The sequence below is a fragment of the Phytomonospora endophytica genome (assembly GCF_014202425.1).
In the GTDB taxonomy this organism is placed as follows: Bacteria; Actinomycetota; Actinomycetes; order Mycobacteriales; family Micromonosporaceae; genus Phytomonospora; species Phytomonospora endophytica.
Window position 1 is genome coordinate 159,864 of record NZ_JACHGT010000012.1, and the last position, 22,136, is coordinate 181,999.

Annotated in this window: 20 protein-coding genes and 1 riboswitch; of the genes, 6 read left to right on the top strand and 14 right to left on the bottom strand. The window is 72.3% G+C overall.

The genetic code is table 11. The features are described from left to right. Window positions 1-200: 200 nt before the first annotated feature. Window positions 201-1,748 carry a hypothetical protein gene (locus HNR73_RS26100; RefSeq protein ID WP_184790266.1) on the bottom strand — a complete coding sequence of 516 codons (1,548 nt, stop codon included), beginning with the start codon at window positions 1,746-1,748 and terminating at the stop codon, window positions 201-203. 260 nt (window positions 1,749-2,008) lie between these two features. Then, on the bottom strand, window positions 2,009-2,857 hold the full coding sequence (locus HNR73_RS26105; protein ID WP_184790267.1) for a menaquinone biosynthetic enzyme MqnA/MqnD family protein: 849 nt from the start codon (window positions 2,855-2,857) through the stop codon (window positions 2,009-2,011). 177 nt (window positions 2,858-3,034) lie between these two features. Here HNR73_RS26105 and HNR73_RS26110 point away from each other — a divergent pair, with 177 nt between their 5' ends. Both HNR73_RS26110 and HNR73_RS26115 read left to right on the top strand, forming a co-directional pair. Continuing rightward, window positions 3,035-4,507 carry a COG1361 family protein gene (locus tag HNR73_RS26110; RefSeq protein WP_184790268.1) on the top strand — a complete coding sequence of 491 codons (1,473 nt, stop codon included), beginning with the start codon at window positions 3,035-3,037 and terminating at the stop codon, window positions 4,505-4,507. 200 nt (window positions 4,508-4,707) lie between these two features. After that, window positions 4,708-5,292, top strand: coding sequence for a TIGR03086 family metal-binding protein (locus HNR73_RS26115; RefSeq protein WP_184790269.1), 585 nt, complete (start codon window positions 4,708-4,710; stop codon window positions 5,290-5,292). On the opposite strand, the gene HNR73_RS40895 is transcribed toward HNR73_RS26115, so the two are convergent. The 10 genes from HNR73_RS40895 to HNR73_RS26165 all read right to left on the bottom strand — a co-directional run bounded on the left by HNR73_RS40895 (window position 5,285) and on the right by HNR73_RS26165 (window position 14,887). Next, window positions 5,285-7,102, bottom strand: a complete 1,818-nt coding sequence (locus tag HNR73_RS40895) for an outer membrane protein assembly factor BamB family protein (protein WP_184790270.1) — start codon at window positions 7,100-7,102, stop codon at window positions 5,285-5,287. The two genes, HNR73_RS26115 and HNR73_RS40895, sit on opposite strands and share 8 nt — an antisense overlap. 151 nt (window positions 7,103-7,253) lie before the next feature. Then, complete coding sequence (locus HNR73_RS26125; RefSeq protein WP_184790271.1) at window positions 7,254-7,679, bottom strand: DUF4234 domain-containing protein; 426 nt, start codon at window positions 7,677-7,679, stop codon at window positions 7,254-7,256. Window positions 7,680-7,842: 163 nt separating this feature from the next. After that, window positions 7,843-8,616 (bottom strand): ABC transporter ATP-binding protein, encoded by a 774-nt coding sequence (locus tag HNR73_RS26130; RefSeq protein ID WP_184790272.1) that lies wholly within the window; start codon window positions 8,614-8,616, stop codon window positions 7,843-7,845. Further along, on the bottom strand, window positions 8,616-9,722 hold the full coding sequence (locus HNR73_RS26135) for a FecCD family ABC transporter permease (RefSeq protein ID WP_184790395.1): 1,107 nt from the start codon (window positions 9,720-9,722) through the stop codon (window positions 8,616-8,618). Before HNR73_RS26135 ends, HNR73_RS26130 begins: the two co-directional genes overlap by 1 nt. Next, on the bottom strand, window positions 9,662-10,603 hold the full coding sequence (locus HNR73_RS26140) for an ABC transporter substrate-binding protein (RefSeq protein WP_184790273.1): 942 nt from the start codon (window positions 10,601-10,603) through the stop codon (window positions 9,662-9,664). Before HNR73_RS26140 ends, HNR73_RS26135 begins: the two co-directional genes overlap by 61 nt. A gap of 111 nt (window positions 10,604-10,714) precedes the next feature. After that, window positions 10,715-10,788: riboswitch (cobalamin riboswitch) on the bottom strand. A 100-nt stretch (window positions 10,789-10,888) separates the two neighbouring features. Further along, window positions 10,889-11,140: a DUF4229 domain-containing protein gene (locus HNR73_RS26145; RefSeq protein ID WP_184790274.1), complete on the bottom strand. Its 252-nt coding sequence runs from the start codon at window positions 11,138-11,140 to the stop codon at window positions 10,889-10,891. Between the two features lie 2 nt (window positions 11,141-11,142). Next, a complete protein-coding gene (locus tag HNR73_RS26150; protein WP_184790275.1) occupies window positions 11,143-11,574 on the bottom strand; it encodes a hypothetical protein in 432 nt (143 codons plus the stop codon). A 14-nt stretch (window positions 11,575-11,588) separates the two neighbouring features. Further along, window positions 11,589-13,043 carry a cyclodeaminase/cyclohydrolase family protein gene (locus tag HNR73_RS26155; protein ID WP_221331145.1) on the bottom strand — a complete coding sequence of 485 codons (1,455 nt, stop codon included), beginning with the start codon at window positions 13,041-13,043 and terminating at the stop codon, window positions 11,589-11,591. Window positions 13,044-13,049: 6 nt separating this feature from the next. Beyond that, window positions 13,050-14,096 (bottom strand): endonuclease/exonuclease/phosphatase family protein, encoded by a 1,047-nt coding sequence (locus HNR73_RS26160; RefSeq protein ID WP_184790276.1) that lies wholly within the window; start codon window positions 14,094-14,096, stop codon window positions 13,050-13,052. 56 nt (window positions 14,097-14,152) lie between these two features. Beyond that, window positions 14,153-14,887: a 3-keto-5-aminohexanoate cleavage protein gene (locus HNR73_RS26165; RefSeq protein ID WP_239122369.1), complete on the bottom strand. Its 735-nt coding sequence runs from the start codon at window positions 14,885-14,887 to the stop codon at window positions 14,153-14,155. A gap of 73 nt (window positions 14,888-14,960) precedes the next feature. Between HNR73_RS26165 and HNR73_RS26170 the strand changes: the two genes are divergently transcribed. The 3 genes from HNR73_RS26170 to HNR73_RS26180 are packed head-to-tail and all read left to right on the top strand — an operon-like array spanning window position 14,961 to window position 17,362. Then, a complete protein-coding gene (locus HNR73_RS26170) occupies window positions 14,961-16,046 on the top strand; it encodes a phosphotransferase (protein ID WP_203686907.1) in 1,086 nt (361 codons plus the stop codon). Window positions 16,047-16,096: 50 nt separating this feature from the next. After that, complete coding sequence (locus tag HNR73_RS26175; protein WP_184790279.1) at window positions 16,097-16,492, top strand: VOC family protein; 396 nt, start codon at window positions 16,097-16,099, stop codon at window positions 16,490-16,492. A 15-nt stretch (window positions 16,493-16,507) separates the two neighbouring features. Beyond that, window positions 16,508-17,362 carry a DUF3626 domain-containing protein gene (locus tag HNR73_RS26180; RefSeq protein ID WP_184790280.1) on the top strand — a complete coding sequence of 285 codons (855 nt, stop codon included), beginning with the start codon at window positions 16,508-16,510 and terminating at the stop codon, window positions 17,360-17,362. Between the two features lie 18 nt (window positions 17,363-17,380). Here HNR73_RS26180 and HNR73_RS26185 read toward each other — a convergent pair whose 3' ends face one another. Together HNR73_RS26185 and mqnE are read right to left on the bottom strand one after the other, a co-directional pair. Then, a complete protein-coding gene (locus HNR73_RS26185) occupies window positions 17,381-18,070 on the bottom strand; it encodes a helix-turn-helix domain-containing protein (protein ID WP_184790281.1) in 690 nt (229 codons plus the stop codon). A gap of 224 nt (window positions 18,071-18,294) precedes the next feature. Further along, window positions 18,295-19,467: an aminofutalosine synthase MqnE gene (gene mqnE / locus HNR73_RS26190; protein WP_184790282.1), complete on the bottom strand. Its 1,173-nt coding sequence runs from the start codon at window positions 19,465-19,467 to the stop codon at window positions 18,295-18,297. Window positions 19,468-19,705: 238 nt separating this feature from the next. Here mqnE and HNR73_RS26195 point away from each other — a divergent pair, with 238 nt between their 5' ends. After that, window positions 19,706-21,118, top strand: coding sequence for a C40 family peptidase (locus HNR73_RS26195; protein ID WP_184790283.1), 1,413 nt, complete (start codon window positions 19,706-19,708; stop codon window positions 21,116-21,118). The last annotated feature ends 1,018 nt before the right edge of the window (window positions 21,119-22,136 follow it).

Sequence of the window (22,136 nt, forward strand, 5' to 3'; positions counted from 1 at the left end):
GCACGGCCCGGGTGCCACCCCGCCACAGCGCCGAGTCCCCGGCGAGGTGGGCTGCCGAAGGCCGTCAGACGTGGTTCAGGCGCCCCCCGTGGGCGGTGAACGCAGCCACTGGGGGACGCCTATGGGGTAGTCACGCGCGGTCCGGCGCGCGGGATGCACGCCGGACCGCGATGTGGCTCAAACGTGATCTTGACGCCCGCTCAAGACGCCATCTCGGTGCCGTCGCCGGTGACCAGCGCCTTGCGGCGGCGGGTCAGCACGAACAGGCTCGCGCCCGCGACCAGGGCGAGCACGCCCCCGCCGAGGATCAGGCGCAGGCCGGTACCGGTCAGCGCGAGGTCGCCGCCGATCGCCGCACCGGCCCCGCCGGCACCACCGGTCGGTTCGGGCGCCGGGGCCTCGGTCGTGTTGACCTTGATGACGGCCTCGTCGTTGGAGGCGTCCCGGTCGTCGGCGAAGGAGTCGCGGATGACGACCGAACCCTCGGCGGCCGTGGCCGCCTCGATGCGGACCTTGAAGGTCCACTCGTGGCTCTGGCCCGGCTCCGAGACCGTCTCGATCCCGCATTCATAGGACTGGTCGCCGGTGCTGACGCAGTCGCCGGGAGCCTCGACGAAGGACAACTCCGCCGGCAGCGTCACGGTGACGACGACGCTCGGCTCCTCGACCGCGCCGGGAACCTCGACACCACTGTCGTTGCGGGCCCCGACGGTCAGGTCGCCGACCGTCCCGGCGTCGCCGCGCACGGTCGCGCCGACGGCGGCGAAGTCGACCGGGTTCTCACCCTCGATGAACACGTCGACGTTGCCGGAGTCGTTCTGCCAGTTCGGGTCGTGCTCCGGCACCGACTTCAGCGCCGAGACCTCGTCGAGCGTGACGGCGGGCAAGGTGCCCGGCCGCATGTCGGCGGGCAGGCCCGGTGCGATGTCGGAGTCGAAGGTGTCAAGCGTCGACCAGCTGTAGGACAGGTTGGCACGGCCCGGCGCCTCGGCGGTCGTGCGGGCCGTGAAGGCGATCTCCTCCGACAGCGCGTAACGCTCGCCCGGCAGCAGCTCCCGCTCGAAGCGGCAGACCACGTTGGACTCGTCGAAGGTGCAGTTCGAGAAGGTGTTCTCGAAACGCAGATCGTGACCGATCGCGACGGACAGCGCCGTCCCCGCGGCGGCGTTGTCGCCCACGTTGGCCACCGAGACGTCGACCGAGCCCGAACCGCCGAGCTCGACGTTGCGCTCGCGCTGGGCCTCGTCGCCGATGGCGAGGTCGACGACCTCCGCCTTCGTGACCGAGACCGTGCCGCTCACCGCCGGGAAGTTCGACGTCGTGAACGACACCGGCAGCTCGACCGTCGTGCCGGGTTCGGCGCCGTCGACGCCTTCGAGACGGAACAGCTCGATGTCGAGCGAGCCGCCGTGCACGTCGAAGTCCTCGCCCTCACCCCAGCAGGTGACGGTCTGGCCCTCCTGGCGGCACGGTTCGCCCCAGCTGTTGGAGACGACCTTGGCGACGCCCGCGAGTTCGGTGACGTCGAGGACGACGGCCAGGTCCGACAGCCGCGTCAGTTCCGGCGGCGGCGTCAGCGTGAAGACGCCGCTCACGGTGTCCTGCTCGCCGGTGGCGAGGACGGGTGAGCCTTTCAGCTCCATGGAGAGTTCGGTGTCCTCGGCGGCCTGGGCGGCCGTGCCCGCGGTCGCGGTCAGCAGTACGACCGCGGCGGCCACGAGCCCGGCCTTGGTCATGAGTGTTCGCATCGCTTTCCTCACTTCTCGGACAAGACGTCCGCGCCGCTCAGTCGCCCGGATACCGGCGGGCCGTCAAAGACGGCTGGCCCGTACCGCTCTTCCTTCGCCGGCGGGGCTGTCCATAGATCACTGCCTATGGACAGATCACGCCGGGAGAGAGGTGCGGGTTGCGTCACATCGGACCGAAAAACCGCCCACTACCTGCGATAACCCTTCGGTGACGATGCGGTCGCGACCCCCGGGACGACAGCGACGGAGGGTGACGAAGGTTAACGGCCGAAGAACTCCGGGCCCGTCGTCGGCAAGGCCGGGACGGCGCCGAGGCCGTGGGCGCGGGCGGCGAACTCGCGCAGTCCGGCGACCTGCCGCGCGCCGAGCGAGAAGTCGAGGACGCGGAAGTAGCCGGCCAGCGTCGCCGCGTCGAAGGGCTCCCACTGCGAGGCCTGCTCGGCGACGATGTCGAGTTCCTGCATGGTGATCTCGCGCGAGCGCATGAAGGCCTCGTGGACGCCCTTGACGAGGCCGGGGTGCGTGACGGCGAAGTCGCGGCGGACGGCCCAGACGGCGAAGACCATGGGCAGGCCGCTCCACTCGCGCCAGGCGGCGCCGAGGTCGGTGACGGTCAGGCCCTGCTGCGGGGCCTCGTACATGGCGCGCAGGGCCACGTCGCCGATGAGGACGGCGGCGTCGGCCTCGGCGAGCATCGCGGTGAGGTCCGGTGCGCGGCGGACGTAGGTCGGCGTGACGCCGAACTTCTCGGCCAGCAGCATGCGCGCGAGCATGACGCCGGTCCGTGACGTCGAGCCGAGCGCGACCGTCTTGCCGTCGAGGGTGTCGAGCGGCTCGCGGTGGACGATGTTGACCGACAGGACCGGACCGTCGCTGCCGACCGCCATGTCGGGCAGGAGCAGGAGGTTCTCGTGGTTGCGGAGGTACTCGACGAGACTGATCGGGCCGATGTCGAGATCGCCGCGGACCAGGGCGTCGTTGAGGGCGTCCGGGTCGGCCTTGGTGAGCTCCACGTCAAGCAGGGCCCCCGAGCGCATCAGTCCCCAGTAGATGGGGACGCAGTTCAGGAACTGGATGTGCCCGACTCTGGGCCGACGGGGAACGCTCATGAAGGCAGACGTTACGCCGGAGGGGCAGGTCACGGGCCGGGCGGGTCGCGGTTCATCCCTACGGTGGTCACGATTGCGCAACGACAGGTGGACGGCGCGCAACCGCACGGTTGGCAAGCGCGTGCCATGGGTCCACGGTGCCCTCGTGGACGCAGGCTCCGCTAAGAGGAGAATCCGTTGCCCAGCAGTGCCCTTCCGCGTGCCCTTCGCGCGGCCGCCGCGTTCACCTTCGGTGCCGCGGCGGCCTTCGTTCTACCGACGCCCGCCTCGGCCGCCGACATCTGGCCGCAGCTCGACGTACCCGACACCGCCTTCCTCGCCCCGGGCGAGACCGGTCCTTCCTTCGCCGTACGGCTCATCGCCATCGACGGCGAGGCCGACACCATCGCCTCGGCGACTCTGAGCGTCGATCTGAGCGCGTTCGCGGGGAAGGTGCGCTTCGAGTCCCCGGCATGCGCCGAGGAGTCCCCCGCGATCTATCGCTGCGAGCTCACCGACACCCCGTGGACGCCCGACGGGACCGAACTGCTCACGGCGACGCTCACCGCCGACGCCGACACCCCGGCCGATTCCAGCGGCCGCGTCGAGTACACCTTCAGCAGCCCGGAGACCGAGCAGACTCAGACCGCGACCCGCCTGACGGTCGGTGCGAGCCTGAACCTGACCTCCGGCGGCGACATCGCGCTCTCCGCCGCCCCGGGCGAGGGATTCCCGCTGCCGCTGAGCGTCGCCAACACCGGGACCGGCGCGGTCTCCGGCGCCGTCGTCACGCTTAACAGCGAGTACTCGACGCCGTTCACCTCGCGTCCCGCCAACTGCGAGTTCACCGTCGACGCCAACCACTTCCACCGGACGCGCTGCCACTTCGCCGGCACGCTCCAGCCGGGCGCGGACTACACCCTGTCGACGCCGCTCACCCTGGCCCTGCGGCCGGACACCCGCGCGCCGGGCTTCGCGGCGGTCGTGCACCGCTGGTACACCGCCGCCGACCACGCCGCGGAGAACCCCGACGCCGGCCTCGACTGGGTCCCCGGCGACGGCCCCGCCGTTTCCCTCGTGCCCACCGTCGCCGCGAACGCCGGCGCCCACGAGGAACCCGAGCACGGCGACAACGACGGCATCGCCGCCATCACCGTCACCGGGGAGAACGGATACGACCTCACCGCGGTCGGCGGCTCGGCCACCGCCACCCCGGGCACGACGGTCGACGCCGTCGTCGGCGTGACGAACCTCGGTCCCGCGACCCTCAGCGCGGGCCGGTCGTGGCAGCGGCCCATCGACCTCGGGTTCACCCTCCCGGCGGGCACGACGCTCCTCGCCGTTCCCGACGGGTGCCGGGCGAAGGGCGTCGACCCGACCGTGAACCGTCCCCGCTACCGCTGCGACCCCGGGTACGACCTCTTCGCGGGGGCCACCACGACCTGGACCTTCCGGCTTCGCGTGAACACGGTGATCCCCGGCGCCTCCGGCGCCGTCCGGATCCTCGACCCGCGGGTAAGCGACAGCGACGTCCCCATGCCGCCGGATCTGGGCCCGGGCAACGACACCGCGCTCTTCGTGCTCGGCCCGATCGCCCGAGAACGACACCCCCAAGGTAACGATCAGATAACCCCCCGCCCCCGCGCAACCGCTCCCACGACCTCGACGTGAGATCCGTGTACGCACTGTGCCCACAGACGCGTACTGCCGAACCACCGCCTGCGCGGGCCGACACGACGGACTGCCCACCGTCGTGAAATGGCTTGACCGGACCCCTGCTGCGGCGAGTCGGTGAGGTGGGGAGGGCCGCGGTAGCTACACGCCGCGGCCCGAAGCACCGAAATGTTGCGCCGTCGCGCGACACTGCCCGGGTGAACCCATTCGAGGTCCTCGCCCGCACCCACGACTCTCTCCGCACGGTCGTCGCCGCCGTCCCGGCCGACGCCTGGGACGCCCCGACGCCGTGTTCGCAGTGGACGGTCGCGCAAGTCGTCCGCCACGCCGTGATCGACCAGCTCGGCTTCGCCGTCTCCCTCGGCAGGGCCGAGGCGCCCGCCGAAGACGCCTTCGCGCCCTCCACCGACCGTCCCGCCGACCCGAACGCCTACGTCGGCGACGCCCTCGACATCGCCGCCGCCGCGTGGACGAGCGTCGACCCGGCCGACGAGGCCGTCCCCACGCCCGTACCGCCGCACAGCCTCCCGGCCGGGCAGGCCGCGCTCGCCGCCGCCCTCGACGCCGGAGTCCACGCCTGGGACATCGCCGTCGCGACCGGCCAGCCCTCGCCCCTCACCGACGACGTCGCCACCGCCCTCCAGGGCCTGGCCGTCCACCTCGTCGACCCGCTGCGGCCGTGGGGCGCCTACGCCGACGCCATCACCGGCGACGACGCCGGCGACCCCGTCGCGATCCTCCTGCGCTACCTCGGCCGCGACCCGAAGTGGCCGGTCACCTGATGCTGAAGACCTGCCCCGGGTAACTCACCGACAGCGCTCCGGGCGTCGCGTGCAGGCTCGCCTTCCGGCACCACGTCGGCTCCTCGATCCCACCGGTCGCGGGCTTGCTCGCCTGAATCCGCTTCACCTTCCCCGCGGCGGCCAGGTACAGCCCGCAGGCCGGCGCGGTCACGTCGTTCGACGCGTCGGTCACCATCGCGACCCGGCCGTCGGGGAAGGTCACGAACCAGCCCGCCGGGTCGGAGCCGTCCCCGGGCGTGAACCCGAGCGGGGCACCGGCCTTCCACACCGTCTTGCCGTCGGCGAGGTCGTAGGTCGCGATGTCGAAGGTCGCCTGCCCGCCCATGGTCGCGTGGTGGCACTCGCCGAGGACGGCGAGCCCGTCGCCGATCTGCAGCGTCCCCGCGCACGACACCGCGTAGGTGCTGCCGAGTTCGAGCTTCTCGCGCCGCCAGACGGTCGACCCGTCGGCGGCGTTGAGGGCGTTGAGGTCGTGCCGGAACAGCCGGGCGGCGAACAGCCCTTCGCTGCTCGACACGTCGCGGCGGACGTCGACGACGACCTTGTCGCCCGACACCACCAGCGAACCCGGCGCGATCCCGCCGATGACGGGCCCGGTCCACGACCACGCGGCCGCGCCGTTCTGCTCGTCGAGCGCGACGACCCGCGGGTGGTCGGCGGAGATGTCGTCGGCGGCGCAGTCCATGGCCGTGACCATGCGTGTCCCCGCCTCCCGCGCCACGCCCACGACGCAGCGCTCGGGCGCGTCGTAGGACCACAGCTCGCGGCCGGAGTAGCCGTAGGCGATGACCGTGCCGAGCCGCTCGGCTGGCTGGAACAGCACCAGCTGCGAGGTCACCGCCAGGACCGTCCCGTCGGAGGTCGACACGCGCCGGTCGGCGAACTGCTCGCCGGAGACGGTGTCCAGGATGACCACCGAGGTCCCGGCCGGGGAGTCACGGCGGTCGCCGACGAGCGCGATGAGCCGTTCGTCGGCGGAGGTCACCGACCGCTGGGTGAAGGTCCGGTTGTGGCGGACGTGGTGCCAGCGTTCGGTCCCGGAGTCGGCGTCGTAGGCGGTGACGGCGAGCGTCTCGGGCGCGGTGACCAGCAGCCCGTAGGGCGTGCCGATCGCGTCGCCCCCGCCCGGGTAGGGCGGGTTCATGTGCTCGAAGGTCGCCGGGGTGACCGCGGCGGTCAGGCCCTTCTCGGGCGCGGCGGTGCTCTCGTCGGTGTTGGCGGCCTCGACGAGGTCGTGCGCGGCGGCGGTGCCCGCGGCGGCCAGGACGATCACGAAGACGACCCCGAGGACGCCCGAGCGCACGATCAGCCCGCGCGGCGGCGCCGCGCCCACGCCTTCGCGGATCACCCACTCGGCGAGCACGAGAAGCCCGCCGCCGAGCGCGGTGAGCGCGAAGGAGAGCGCGCCGAGGGCCTGCCGGTGCGAGATCCAGTCGCCGTGCCCGGTGCCCGGCATGGTCGCGATGGTCACGACGACGGCGATCAGCGAGACGCCGGCGAGGACGGCGGCCGAGATGAGCGCGGGTTTCCCGGGGTTGGCGACGGTCACCGAGACCGCGACGCCGATGAGGAGGTACTCCACGACCAGCGACACGGCGAGCCAGGTCGCGGAGGAGTCGTCGCCGCCGGGTTCACCGAACACGGCGAAGCCGAGCACGACGGCGCCGGCGAGGAGCGCGGTGATCCCGGTGAGCACGGCGATGGTCCGGGTGAGCGACCGGCTCCAGTCGACGGTGCCGCCGCCCGGCGCGGTGGCGGGCGGGGTGCTGTCGAGCTTGGAAGTCTCCACTCCTATCTATTACCGGATGCATCGGCGCTTTTCAGGGAAAAGCGGTCCTCCGGGCACGAAAAAAACGCCTCTGGGGTCCACAGTGGAATCCCAAAGGCGTCGGCCGGTGGCCGTGGCGGACGGGTCAGCGCACGCCGGTGGCCGCCGTTGACTAGGACTGGCCGTAGCGAGCCCAGATCTTGTTCAGGTTGGCCTGGTAGTACATCAGGTGCCAGCCGCCGAGGATCGCCAGCAGGAAGCCGAGGCCGCCCGACGCGCGCTCCTGGAGCTGGGCGGCCTGCTGCGCCTGGCCGATCCGGTTCCCGGTGTTGATGATGGTCATGATCGGCGGGATGACGAGGCAGCCGCCGATGGTCAGCGCGACCACGGCCATTCCCGGCGAGACTTCGAGGCGCGCGTAGTTCTTGACCTCTTCGTTGACCTTGTAGTGCCACACGAGACCGTAGATGCCCAGCGTGACCAGGTTAAGGATCCACACGCCGAACGGGCTACGGGTCTTCCCGAGAGCGACACCCTGCTGACCGGGGTTGCTCTGGGGTGCGTAAGCGCCCGGGTTGCTCTGGGGCGGGTACGTCATGGAGGGGTTCCTCTCGAAAGAGCTTTACGAACAAAGTGGGCTGGCACACCTTAGTAGGTGCATGCAAACCGTTGCGACAGAGGGAATGTGGCGCAGACCGCGAAACGCCGCAATTGGACGGTGAACGCATCCGTTCGGTGCGGCGACTGTGGACGTTCGGTCCTCAGCCGGGACGGCGGCGGACGGGGACCAGCACCGGGATCCCGTCGACGTGGAGGACCCGCACGCGGGCCCGGTAGTACTCGGCGAGGTTGGCCTCGGTGAGGACCTCGCGCGGGGTCCCGTCGGCGGCGAGGCGCCCGGCGGCGAGCAGGACGAGGCGGTCGGCGTACTCGCCGGCGATGGCGAGGTCGTGCATCGTCGACAGCACGGTCAGGCCCGCCTCGGCGCGGAGGCGGTCGACGAGGTCGAGGACCTCCTGCTGGTGGCCGATGTCGAGGGCGGTGGTCGGTTCGTCGAGGAGGAGCAGTTCGGCGCCCTGGGCGAGGGCGCGGGCGAGGAACACGCGCTGGCGTTCGCCGCCGGAGAGGGTGTCGAGGCGGCGGTCGGCGAAGGCGCCCAGGTCGAGGGTGTCGACGACCTCGGCGACGGCGGCGTGGTCGGCGGCGCCTTCACGGCCCAGGGGCGGGACGTGCGGGGTGCGGCCGAGGAGGACGTAGTCGTAGACGGTCATGCCGGGCGGGACGACGGGCTGCTGGTGGACCATGGCGACGCGGCGGGCGCGTTCGCGCGGGCGCATCGCGGCCAGGGGGCGCCCGGCGACGGTGATGTCTCCGGCGTAGGGCAGGAGCCCTGCGACGGCCCGCAGGAGCGTCGACTTCCCGGCGCCGTTGGGGCCGATGACGGTGACCCATTCGCCGGGGGCGACGGTGACCGAGACCTTGTCGACGACGGTCCTGCCGCCGAGTTCGACCGACACGGCGTCCGCGTTGAGCACTACAGGGCCTCCTGCCTGGTCGTGCGCATGACGAGCACGAAGAACGGCGCCCCCGCGAAGGCGGTGACCACGCCGATGGGCAGTTCGCCGGGCGCGACGGCGACGCGGGCGAGGAGGTCGGCGAGCACGAGAAAGGCCCCGCCGAAGAGCACCGAGAGCGGCAGGATGCTGCGGTAGGACGGTCCGGCGAGCAGGCGCACGATGTGCGGGACGATGATCCCGACGAAGCCGATGAGCCCGGCGACGGAGACCGCGGCGGCCGTGCCGAGGGAGGCGGCGGCCAGGAGCAGGTAGCGGGAGCGCTGGGGGTGCAGGCCGAGCCCGGAGGCCTCGTCGTCGCCGACGGTCAGCACGTCGAGTTCCCGGCGCAGGGTGAGCACGATGGCGGCGGTGACGGCGACGTAGGGCAGGACGGTGAGGACATCGTTCCAGCCGGAGACGGCGAGGCGGCCGAGGAGCCAGGAGTAGACCTGCCGGATCGCCTCGGCGTTGCGCTGCTGGACGTAGGTCTGGACGGCGGACAGGAAGCTGGTGACGGCGACCCCGGCGAGGATCAGGCGGGTCGGGTTGCGGCCGCCTTTGCCGACGCCGCCGACGAGGTAGGTCAGCAGCAGCGCGCCGACCGCGCCGACGAAGGCCGCGATCGGCAGGACGCCCTGCGCGGCGGGGAATCCGGCGGCGCGGGCGGTGATGAACAGGGTCGCGCCGAGACCGGCGCCGGAGGCGACGCCGAGGAGCATCGGGTCGGCGAGGGGGTTGCGGAACACGCCCTGGTAGCAGCCGCCGGCCAGGGCGAGCATGCCGCCGACGAGCAGCGCGAGGACGACGCGCGGCAGGCGCAGCAGCCACACGATGTTGGCCTGGGTCTCGTCGAGGCCGGAGTCGATGTCGACGAGGGGCAGGCGGTCGAGGAGTTCGAGGGCGACGCCCAGCGGGGGCAGCGAGACCGGTCCGATGGCGACGCCGAGGACGACGGCGGCACCGACGACGAGCAGCCCGGCCGCGATCCAGCGCGGCCGGGCCCTGCCTCGGGGGCGTGTCTTCACTAAGCGGCGGGGAGGCCCGCGACGACCTGGCGGAGCAGGTCGACGACACGCGGTCCCCAGCGGGAGGCGATGTCGTCGTCGAGGGCGACGACGCGGCCTTCCTTGACGGCGGTCAGGCTGTCCCAGCCATCGCGCGCGGCGACGGTCTCGGCGGTCTGGCCGCAGCACTTGGTGTCGGCGAGGACGATCATCGCCGGGTCACTGGCGAAGATGTGCTCAAGGCTGAGCTGGGGGTAGCCGAAGGCCTTCCCGTCGGGGTCGGCCGGGTCGGCGATGCTCTCCATGCCGACCTGCCCGAGGAGCGAGCCGACGAAGGTCGACGAGGTGAGCGAGTAGTAGGAGTCGTCGGACTCCCAGTAGTAGGAGACGGGCTTGGCGCTCTTGGGCGCGCCGGCCACGATCTCGGCGATGTCGGCCTTCATCTGCCCGACGACGGTCTCGGCCTCGCCGGTGTGCCCGGTGAGCCTGCCCAGGTCCGACAGCTGCGTGTAGGCGTCGTCGATGGTCGCGGCGGCGGGGGTGAGGTAGACGGGGATGTTGAGGGCCTTGAGGCCTTCGGCGACGTTGCCCGGGTCGAAGTACAGGACCACCAGGTCGGGGGCGAAGGCCGCGACGGACTCGGCGGTGGCGTCCATGGCCGTCAGTTCGGCCTTGGTGGGCGCCTCGGCGGGGAAGTTGGAGGTCGAGTCGACGGCGGTGATCTGCGTGCCCGCGCCGATCGCGTAGAGCATCTCGGTGCCGGTCGCCGACAGGGAGACGATCTTGCTCGGCTTGGCCGCGACGGTCGTGTCGCCGACGGTCACCGGGAACTGGGCGGCGGTGTCGGGGGAGGCTTCGCCGGTCGGCTTGTCGTCTCCGCCGCAGGCCACGAGGCCGGTGGCGAGGGCGGTCAGCGCGGCGGTCGTGACCGCCAGGCGGCCGAGGAGATGGCGGCGTTGCATGGGGAGCCTTTCGAGCGGGTGCCGGAGTGACCCTCAAGGGGTGGACGGCTCCCGCTTGCGGCGCGAGACGTCTTTGACCTCGAAGACGTGGTTCGCGACCGGCGCAGGCGGCCTGGCTCGGCCCGGCGCCTCGTGCGCGCTCGGTGGGCCTCACAGTTGCGGGACAGCGCCGGATTCACACCGGCTTCGCTGCGGACGGTCGATGTGACCGTAGCAGTGGGCTGCCGTCGGTGGCCGTGACGGCTCGCGCGGGGTGTGTTCGGTGACAGGGAGGGGCGCCGGGCCTCAGCCCTCGTCGTCGCCGGCGAGGGCGGCCCGGAGCCGTTCCTTCTCCTCGCGGCGCTTCTCGGCGCCGCGGGCGATGGCGCCGGAGGCCTCGTCGCGCCAGCGTTTGAGCAGGAAGTAGGAGACGCCCATGGAAACCAGCAGCGCCAGCATGAGCGTCAGCAGCGGGTCGAGCCCGACCGGCCACAGCAATGCCACGACGACCACGAAGATCGCGACGCGCCCCAGCGCGTACTTCACACCCGGATGCACGTCTAATCCTCCCGGCCGATGAGCCTGATACCGGTGAACCACAGCACGACGTAGATGATCACCGACGCCATGCCGGCGAGGCCGCCCGCGATGAGCGGGAGCCACGTGTCGGGCAGGGCGACGTTGACGCCGAGCCCGGTGACGGTCGCCAGCAGGACCGCCGCGATGAAGACGGGGACGCGGAAGCGGGTTCCGGCCCAGGCCTTGAAGTCGTCGACGAAGAGGAAGGCGGCCAGGACCACGCACATCCACCCGTTGATGCCGCCGAACTCGTCGGTGCTGAAACCGGCGAAGAGCAGGTCGATGCCGGCGAGCAGCGCGAAGGTGAAGCCCGTCGCGAGGAGCGTCGACGCGAGGAACTCGATCATCGACTGGATGCGGCCCTCGGCGTCGCGGGTGGGGAACTTCGGCTTGACCGCCGCCTCTTCTTTCATCACCGTCGATGGTCTCACGCTGCGTCGCCGGCCGCGGCGACGGTGTGCCGCAGGAGCAGGGCGGTGGTGACCGGCCCGACACCGCCGGGGACGGGGGTGATCGCCCCGGCGCGGCCGTCGACGTCGGCGACGTCACCGACCAGGCCGCCTTCGGGGGTGGGGTTGGTGCCGACGTCGATGACGGTGGCTCCCCTGCCGACGTGGGCGGCGGTGATCAGGCCGGGGCGGCCGACGGCGGCGACGAGCACGTCGGCGGCCGAGGTGACCGCCGCGAGGTCGCGGGTCCGCGAGTGGCAGATCGTGACCGTGGCGTTGCGGTCGAGCAGGAGGTGGGCGGCGGGTTTCCCGACCACGTTGGAGCGTCCGACGACGGCCACGGACCGGCCTTCGAGGGCGATGCCGTGGTGGTCGAGGAGCGCGAGGACGGCCTCGGCGGTGGCGGGCGCGAAGGCCGGGAGACCCGCGGCGAGGCGGCCGAGGGAGACGGGGTTGGCGCCGTCGACGTCCTTCTCGTGGGCGATGGCGGTGGCGAGGTCTTCGAGTTTCGCGCCCGCGGGCAGCGGGGTCTGGAGCATGAGGCCGTGCACGGCCGGGTCGGCGCTGAGGCGCGCGAGGGTCTCCCGGATCGCGTCGGCGTTGACGTCGGCACCGAGGTCGACGATGTCGCAGTCGATGCCGGCCTTCCCGGCGGCGGTGGCGATGGAGCGGACGTACCAGGCGCTCGACTCGTCGTCGGTGGCGACGACGACCGCGAGCTTCGGCCGCCTGCCGGTCAGCGCGAGGGCCTCGGCGAGTTCCCGGGTTTCCCGCCTGATCCCGGCGGCGAGTTCCTTGCCGGACAGCACGTCGGTGACGACGGGGGCGCCGATGACGTCGCGGACGGCGAGGGTCACGGCGGCGGCGCGGGCGGTGAGGTCGTCGACACGTGCGACGGTCTCCAGGAGGACGGCGGCCTCGTCGGGGTCTTTGACGCCGCCGAGATTTATCTCGATGTTGACGCGCGCGGTGGTCGCGGCGGCGATGGCGGCCTCGGTGGCGGCGGCGATGTCGCTGATGACGTTGCGGTTGCCGATGGGCAGGAGCTCCTCGGCGAGGGCGACGATCTCGGCGACCGCCGCGACGAGGTCGGCGGGCGGTTTCGCGGCGCCGAGGGTCGCGGCGGCGATCGCGGCGGAGCGTGCCTTCTTGTCGTCGTCGGTGGCCTTGGGGAGTTTGTAGGCGTCGGTGACGGCGGTGAACGCGGCGGCGTCGTCCTCGGCGAGGGTCAGGGCGCGGTCGCGGAGGGCGTCGGCCTCGGCGGTGACGCGGGCGATGGTCTCGGCGTGCTCCCCGGCGCGCGTGTAGCGGGCGACCATGGCGAGGAGGGCGGCGGCCTGTGCGGCGTGGAGTGCGGCGCTGGCGCCGCCGCCGGGGGCGGGGACGCGGTCGGCGAGCTTGGCGAGGAAGTCGTGGATCGTGTCGTCGCGCATGGCTCCTTATTCTGCGGGCAGGGTCAGTTCGGCGATGACCGGGTCGTGGTCGGCGCCGGGCAGGTCACCGAAGGCGACGCCGGTCACGGCGACGCGCAGGTCGACGAGGACGTGGTCGAGGGCGACCTTCGGGGGGACGACCCCGAGGAGGCTGAGGCGGGAGTCGGGGCGCGGCTGCCAGGTGCCGGTGAGGCCGGAGCCGGCCTGTTCGGCGGCGTCGGCGTAGCCACGGTCGAGGACCTCGCGGAAGGCGGCGTGGTCGGGGGTGGCGTTGAAGTCCCCGGCGAGGACGCGGACGGCGCCGTCCGGGGTGGCCGGGGGGAGCTTGGCGAGGTCGGCGAGCCAGTAGTCGACCTGCTCGGGGGCCCAGGGCGCGGCGGGGTGGGCGGCGAGCAGCTCGATCGCCGGGGCTCCGGGCACGGCGATGGTCACGCCGGTCATCGCGAAGGTGGCGTCGAACTCCAGGGCCGGGTTGCGGGTGAGCGGGAAACGCGAGTAGACGCCGGTGCCCTCGGTGGCCGACGGGCCGTCGACGCCGCTGACCTCGCGGTAGGGCAGGCGCGTGGCGAGACCCGCCACGTCGAGGCCGTCCATCGCCGCCTGGGTGAGTTCCTGGACGGAGAGGACGTCGACCTCGTGGGCGTCGACGAGCGCGACGAGCGCGGCCGGGTCGCCTTCCCCGAAGTACATGTTCGCGGTGGCGACGGTGATCGACGGGCCGGTGGCCGGGGGCTGCTCGTTGGCGAGGAAACGCGGCCCGAGGAGGGTGGCGAGCACGAGTGGTACGACGATCCCGGCGACGGCGAGCCTGGGCCTGCGCAGGAGTGCGGCCGCGATCGGTGGCAGGAGCGCGGCGGCGGCGAGGTGGGGCGTGTAGGCGACGAGGGTCCGCAGTGGCCAGGTGAACTCAAGGCCGAACAGGCGCATGACGGTGTAGAGCAGCCCGACGACGGTCGCCGCCCAGGTCAGGACCAGGGCCGTGCGCAGGGCGACGCGACGAGGCCTTCGGGGCTCGCCTTCGGACTCGTCGGGCTCGGGCGGAGTGTCGGTCACCGGTGGGCTCCTCGGGTCGATTCACCCAGGATGACGCGGTGGGGCAAGCGGAAGGTTCAGGCGCCCATGCGCGCGGCCAGGCGTACCAGCGCGGAGTTGTTCGGGACGTTCACGCCGCCCGGGCCGGAGACGGTGTCCTCCAGGCCGATGCGCGTGGCCAGGCCAAGCCGGGCGGCCATCTCGACCATCGGCCAGGTCGCGGCCTCCTCGCCGTGGAGGAGGCGCTCGCCTTCGACGCCGAGGTCGTCGAGGCGGGTGAGGATGCGTTCGGCCAGCGAGGGGGCGAGGTCGGCGGGGACGCCGATGATCTCGACGAGGATCCGCAGGCAGCGCGCGGCGACGCCGGACTCGGCGAGGTGCTCGGCGTCGTCGGTCGACCAGACACCGGGCTCGACGGCGACGCCGAGTTCGAGGAGGAGTTCGGCAAGGGCGGTGAAGCCGGGCTCGCCGACGTTGACCGAGGCGAAGTCGGGCCGGTCGGCGGCGGGGAGCGAACCCCACGTGGAAACGGTGTGCCAGCGGGCGTCGGGGTCCCCGTCGCTGATCCACACGCCGGTGGACACGCCGACAGGCGTGCCCGGGCAGGCCGCGCGCACGGCCGCGACGGCGGCGGCGATCTCGGTGGGCGCGAGTGTCTCGTTACCGTCGGCGTCACGGGGATGCATGTGGACGGCGCCCGCCCCCACCGCGACGCAGGCCGCGGCGTCGGCGGCGAGCTCCGCGGGAGTGAGGGGCACCGCGGGGTGGTCGCGCCGCAACCGTCCGCCGTTGAGGCACACCTTGATCAGCACTCCGCGATCATTCCACCGCTCGCGCCCGAAAACCACCGCGCGTTTCGGCCTTCCGGGCACTAACCTGCCGCCTGTGACGGATGTCAATCTCGACGGGGTCCTCGCCACCGCCGGGGCGATCCTGGGTACGGAACTGTCCGATCCGGTGGACCTCGGCGGCAGTTCGCGCAGCACGGTCCTGCGGGTCACCCGGGCCGACGGCGGGACGGCGATCGTGAAGAACCAGCGTGACCGGGACGTGGAGGCGATGAGCCGCTTCGCGGCCGAGGCGGCGGGCCTGGTCTTCGCCGAGCGCGGCCCCGAGCTGCTCGGCGCCGACCCGGACACGGCGGTGCTGGTCATGTCGGACCTCGGCGACTGGCCGAGCCTCGCCGACGTCCTGCTCGGCGAGGATCCCAACGCGGCGACCGAGACGCTGCTGGCCTGGGCACGGACCTACGCCGGGATCGCCCGCGACTCGCAGACGCGCTCCGGTGAGCTGACGGCGCTGCTGGCGCGGTACGGCGGCACCCTGCCGAACTGGAACGACTCGCCGTGGATGGACGAACGGCTGCCGAGGTTTCCCGCGCTGCTCGCCACGGTGGGGGCGGAGGTCCCGGCCGGGCTCGGCGCGGAGATCGCCACGCTGGGCGACGCCGTCCACCCCGGCCCGCGGGTGTTCTCCCCCGGCGACATCTGCCCGGACAACAACCTGCTCACCGACAAGGGCTTCCGCGTCATCGACTTCGAAGGCGCCGGGTTCCACTCCGCCTACCTCGACGTCGCCTACGTGACCATGCCCTTCGCGACCTGCTGGTGCGTGTACCGCCTGCCCGGCGAGGTCGCCGAACTTGTCGAACGCGCCTACTGGACGGAACTGACCGGCACCGGCCCGAGCGCCGCCGACCGCGCCGGGACCCGCGCGGCCGTCGCCGCCTGGACCCTCGACCTGGTCGCCTTCATGCTCCCGCAGATCCTTGACGCCGACGCCCCCATGCACACGAAGCGGCGCCCGATCTCGACGAAACGGCAGGCCGTCCGCCACCGGCTGCGCCTGGCCTCGACGCGGCTGTCGGAGGCCGGTGAGTTTCCCGCGATCGCCGAGGCCTTCGCGCGCCTGCTGGCCTTCACCGACCGGTGGGAAACTCCCGAGCTGGGCCTCTACCCCGCCTTCGCGTGAGGTCCGTTTTCGACAAGACCGGCAGCCGGGGCGGCCGTAGCGTGGAGGGCATGGAACCAGTACTCGACGTCATCGCCGTGGTGGTCGACGACATGGCCGCCTCGCTGGCCTTCTACCGCCGCCTCGGCTTCGACATCCCCGCAAGCGCCGACAACGAGCCCCACGTCGAGGTCACCCTGCGCGGTGGCATGCGCATGGCCTGGGACGACGCGAAGACGATCCGATCCTTCATGCCCGAATGGAACCCGGTCGAAGGCGCCGGACGCATCGGCATGTCCTTCCTGTGCGAGTCGCCCGCCGACGTCGACGAGCGCTACGCCGCCCTCGTCGAAGCCGGATACGTCGGCGAGAAGGAACCCTGGGACGCCTTCTGGGGGCAGCGCTACGCCGTCGTCCAGGACCCCGACGGCAACGGCGTCGACCTCTTCGCACCCCTGGACAGGTAACGCCACACTGCTCACATGGCCCTCACGCCCCGGGAAAGCGCGCTCCGGTACGTCGCCGCGCTCGCAGCCGGACCGCCGCTCGCCCCGGGGCTGCGGGTCACCCTCAACTTCCACCCCGGCCGGACAGCGGGCGGGAAACCCGTCCTCGACCGGCTCGCCGACGACGGCGTGTACCTCTCCCAGTTCAGCACCGGAACGTCCAACGGCGGCCTCACCGCCCACCCCGGCGGCGACCGTTGGCGGTGGGAGAGCCGCATCTTCGGCGGCGCCTACGACCAGGCCCCGCCCCACGAGCGGCCCGTGTACGGCGCCCTCGACTTCCGCCGCGACCCCTACGGCGCCGCCCGCCGCTTCGGGTCGGCGCACCTGCGCCTGGCCGCGCACACCCTCGACCGCACCACCTTCTGCTACCCCGACAGCGTCTTCCAGCCCGCCGACTTCGGCGTCGCCGCCGCCATGAGCCTGACCGCGCTCGCCGACGCCGACGCGCGTGACGCCCTCGACGACTACGTCGAGGCGCAGGTGCACGGGCCGGTCGTGGTCGCCGGCGACGTCGAGGCCGTCGTGCTCGACCCGGTGTACCAGGGCACGCCCGTGGAGGCCGCGGCCGCGCGCCTGAGATGCCCGGTGGAGTGGCACGGCGGGTTCCGGCTGTCGGTGGAGGAGCTGGCGAAGCACCCGGGGTATCGCGGGCCGGAGCACGTGGAGCTGGGGACGGCGATCGCGGTGGACGGGTGGCTCGACCCGGGCGTCCTCGACGAAGCCGTCGGCGCCCACGACCCGCAGGCGCTCAAGCGGGTGTGGCACTGCCTGGCGCGCTTCGGAGCGCCCACGCCGGTACGTCCCGGAGCGGCGCCGCCGGGACCGTGACGGCCCGGCACCGCTCACCTACCCCAGCACCACGCCCAGCGGCGCCCCGGCGAGGGCCTTGACCTCGCGGGACAGGTGCGCCTGATCGGTGTAGCCGGTCGTCGCGGCGACGTGGGCGTACGGAACGCCACCGCGGGCGAGGTCGAGCGCGCGGCCCAGCCGCAGAATGCGGGCGAGGGTCTTCGGGCCGTAGCCGAACGCGGCCAGCGCGCGCCGGCGAAGGTGCCGCTCACCGAGGTTGACCGCCAGGGCCGTCCCCGCGACGGTGTCGCCCTCGCGCAGACGCGCGGCGACGGCCCGCATGAGCGGGTCGGGACCGTCACCGAGCCGCATCCGCGCGGCCGCGAGCGCTTCGAGGACGACGCCCGCGTCGGCGCCGTCGTGGATGCGCCCGACGGCCTCGTCGACGAGCGCCGGCGGCAGGATGTCGGCGAGGGCGACGCGACGGTCGGTCAGTTCGGACGCGGGCAGGCCGAGGACGGCCGGGCCGATGCCCGGCGCGAACCGCAGACCGGTGTAACGCTGCCCGGCGACGCCCTGGGAGAGCTGGGCGGTGGTGTCGGGACCGGCGACGAAGAGATGGTCGTTCGACCAGATGATGTCGAGACAGCCGTCGGGGAGGATCCGCGACGGCCGCGTCCCGGTGATCGCCGAGCGGCGCCAGACGACGGCCTCGGGGATCACGGCGGAAGGGGCTTCGCGGTACATCACGGTCCTGGCTGGTGAGGGCGGAGGCGAGCGGGGCGGGAGAACGCGGGCACCGCGCGCGGCCCCACATGGTCACACGCGGAGCCTCGCACGTACAGACTCCCGGATCCCCCGCTCGCCGTCCGTGAGAGGAGACTCCCAAGGGGGTACGACAGTTTTCCCGGCCCGCCCCCGCGAACGAAGAACGGCGGCGCCGAAGCGCCGCCGTCCGGAACGTCTACGCCCTAGGTCCACACGTCCTGCGGCACCGAGCGTCGCTCGGCCATCGACACCGGAGCGTCGTACTCGCGCACGATCTCGTACTTCGTGTTCCGCTCGACGGGCTGGAAACCGGCGTCGCGGATCAGTTCGAGCAGGTCCTCGCGGCCCATCTTGTCCGGCGTCCCGTAGGAGTCGGCGTCGTGGGTGATCTTGTACTCGACGACCGAACCGTCGAGGTCGTCCACGCCGAAGTTCAGCGACAGCTGCGCGACCTCAAGGCCGTGCATGACCCAGAAGCACTTGACGTGGTCGAAGTTGTCCAGCAGCAGACGGGACACCGCGAAGGTCTTCAGGGACTCCGTCGGCGAGGCCATCGTCGTGCGCGCCTGGAGCTTGTTGCGGATCTTGCCGTCCTTGGCGTCGACGAAGTCGTGCTGGTACCGCAGCGGGATGAACACCGCGAAGCCGCCGGTCTCGTCCTGCAGTTCGCGCAGGCGCAGCACGTGGTCGACGCGGTGCCGCGGCTCCTCGATGTGGCCGTAGAGCATCGTCGCCGGGGTCCGCAGGCCCTTCTCGTGGGCGAGGCGGTGGATGCGCGACCAGTCCTCCCAGTGGCAGTCGTGGTCGACGATGTGCTGCCGGACCTCCCAGTCGAAGATCTCGGCGCCGCCGCCGGTGAGCGATTCGAGGCCGGCGTCGATGAGCTCGTCGAGGATCTCGCTCGCGCCCAGGCCGGAGATCTTCTCGAACCACTGGACCTCGGTGGCGGTGAAGGCCTTGAGGTTGACCGTCGGCAGTGCCTTCTTCAGCTCGCTCAGGACCCGCGGGTAGTACTTCCACGGCAGGGTCGGGTGGAGGCCGTTGACGATGTGCAGCTCGGTGAGCTGGTCGCCCTCCATCTGCTTGGCGAGCTGGACGGCCTGCTCGACGCGCATCGTGTACGCGTCCTTCTCACCGGGTTTGCGCTGGAAGGAGCAGTAGGCGCACGAGGCCGAGCACACGTTGGTGAGGTTCAGGTGCCGGTTGACGTTGAACATCACCCGCTCGCCGTTCTTGCGCACCCGCACCTGGTGGGCGAGCCCGCCGAGCCAGGAGAGGTCGTCGCACTCGTAGAGCGCCACGCCGTCTTCACGGGTCAACCGCTCTCCGGCGGCCACCTTTTCCTCGATGCCTGCCCGAAAGGACTTGTCCGTCATCGCTGCCGCCTCGCATCATTACCGCGTCGCCCTGTACGTACGGAAGCGAGACTACTGCCGACCGTGGAATCTTGATCGCGGGAGTCCCCTGTGGGGGTCCGATATGCGTATAAGATTCACTCAGTTTTGCCCGCGGCTGGTGTGATCTGGCTATCCCTTAGTACGGTGGCAACGCGCACGGTGCCGCCCGACTTCTTACTTCGTGACACTCGGCGGCCACACAAGGGGAGACGGCAGCATGCGACCACTGTGGACCAAGGCACGGAAACTCGGCCGAGTCCTCTTCATGTTCACCACCGCGGCGGTCATGCTCGCCGCGATGCCGGCCACGGTGGCCCTCGCCGACCCGCCCGGGGTGACCGCGCCGCCCGCCGGCGGTTCCCGCCCCGACGGCAGCGTCCCGCCGCCGACGAGCGGCCTTCCCGGAACGGGCACCGGCCTGCCGCCGACCGGCACCGCCGTCCCCGGCATCGGCCCGCTGGCCTCCCAGATCCAGACGAAGAACGTCGAACTGGCCAAGCTCGCCGAACAGTCGAAGGCCGCGACCATCGACCTCGGCAACCGCAACCAGCTCGTCACCGCCAGCCTCGGGCAGCTCAATCAGGCGCAGTCGGTCGTCGACGCGCTGGAGACCGCCGTCTCCGACCTCGCCGCCAAGAAGTACACCGACTCCGGCGCGACCCCGCTCGACCTCAGCGGCCTCGCACCCGGCTCCGGCGACTCCGGCGACGACCTCACCGCGCAGCTCGCCGACGCGCGCACCACCCTCGACGAGGCGCAGGCCGCCTACGACGCCGCCACCGCCGCGCAGACCCGCGCCACCGAGCGCGACTCGACCCTGCGCACCGCCTACGAGAAGCTCAACACCGAGGTCACCAAGCTCGTCAAGGACAACCAGAAGGCCATCCTCGACGCCGAGAAGGCCCGCGAGGAGTTCTCCAAGGGCTACTCGGGCAAGTTCGGCGAGAAGGTCAAGGGCTACTCGGCCGGGCCGAAGGCCATCAAGGCCGCGCAGTGGGCCCTCAAGCAGCTCGGCAAGCCCTACCAGTGGAGCGAGGAAGGCCCGAACTCCTTCGACTGCTCCGGTCTGATGTGGGCCGCCTACCGCTCGGTCGGGATCTCCCTGCCGCGCATCGCCAACGACCAGTACCACCAGACCTCCGACGAGCCGATCGGCGTGGAGTACCTGCTCCCCGGCGACCTCATCTTCTACGGTGACCGGCCCGGCGACTGGACCTCGGTCTACCACGTCGGCATGTACATCGGCGACGGGAAGATGGTCCAGGCCCCGACCGCCGGTGACGTCGTGAAGGTCTCGCCGGTGTGGTTCGACGACTACTTCGGCGCCACGCGCGTGGTGAAGGCGGTCAAGGGCGACGGTGACGACGTCACGCCGCCGCCGACCACCGGGAACCCGTCGCCTTCGCCGTCGCCGTCCTCCCCGTCCCCGTCGCCCTCCTCGCCGTCGCCGAGCCCGTCGGGCAGCTCGATGTTCCCGTCGCCGTCCGGCTCGGGTTCGGACCCGGACTCCTCGTCCTCGCCCTCGCCGAGCGACTCCGGCTCGGAGTCCGCGGGTTCGCCCTCGGGGATCGAGCCCTCCCCGGATCCGCTGGATTCCGGAGCCGCCTCCTCGGTGAGCCCGTCCGCTTAGAGTGGGATACGGGCCGAACGTACGGCAGGACTCGATTACGGACCGTGATCAGCGATGCTTGACGAACGACTGAGCCCCTCACCGGACTTGCGGTGGTGTGGGACGGTGGGATGTACCTCGCGAAAGCCTCGGCCTGGAGGGCTCTGATGGGTAACCGAACCTGTGCCGCTTGCGGAGCGCAGGTGCACGCCGCGGCGGAGCGATGCCCGCAGTGCGGTCTGTACGTCAATCCCCCGATGGGGAGTGCGCCGCCGTACGCGGGGGGACCTCCCGCCGAGCCGCACACGGACACCGGTTGGCACGCCGAGCAGCGCGACAGCGGCGCCTGGCCGCCCGCCGGGCAGGGCCCCGAGCCGTCGAACCCGTGGGGCAACGAGCCTCCGCCGCCGCCGCCTCCCGCGGGTCAGTGGCCTCCCGCCGGTGCGCCGACCTCCGGTCCGCCCAGCTCGCAGGGCCAGTGGACGCCGCCGGGCTCGCCCGCTTCCGGACCACCCGCGCAGGACCAGTGGGGCGCGCCTCCGCCGCCTCCTCCCGGCCAGGGCGGCTGGCAGCAGCCGCCGCCCGGGGCTCCGGCCTCGGGTCCTCCGGCCCAGGACCAGTGGGGCGCTCCGCCGCCTCCGCCCGTCTCCGGTCCGCCCGCGGGCGACCAGTGGGGCACACCGCCGCAGGGTGGGCAGCAGCAGTGGGGTGCTCCCCCGCCGCCTCCCGGCGCGCCCGCGTCCGGACCTCCGGCGCAGGACCAGTGGGGCGCACCGCCGCCTCCACCCGGGGCTCCCGCTTCGGGTCCCCCGGCCCAGGACCAGTGGGGCGCTCCGCCCCCTCCGCCGCCCGGCGGCGGCCAGCAGTGGGGAACACCGCCCGCTTCGGGCCCGCCCGCACAGGACCAGTGGGGCGCACCGCCGCCTCCTCCCGGCGCTCCGGCCTCGGGTCCCCCGGCCCAGGACCAGTGGGGCGCTCCGCCCCCTCCGCCGCCCGGCGGCGGCCAGCAGTGGGGAACACCGCCCGCTTCGGGCCCGCC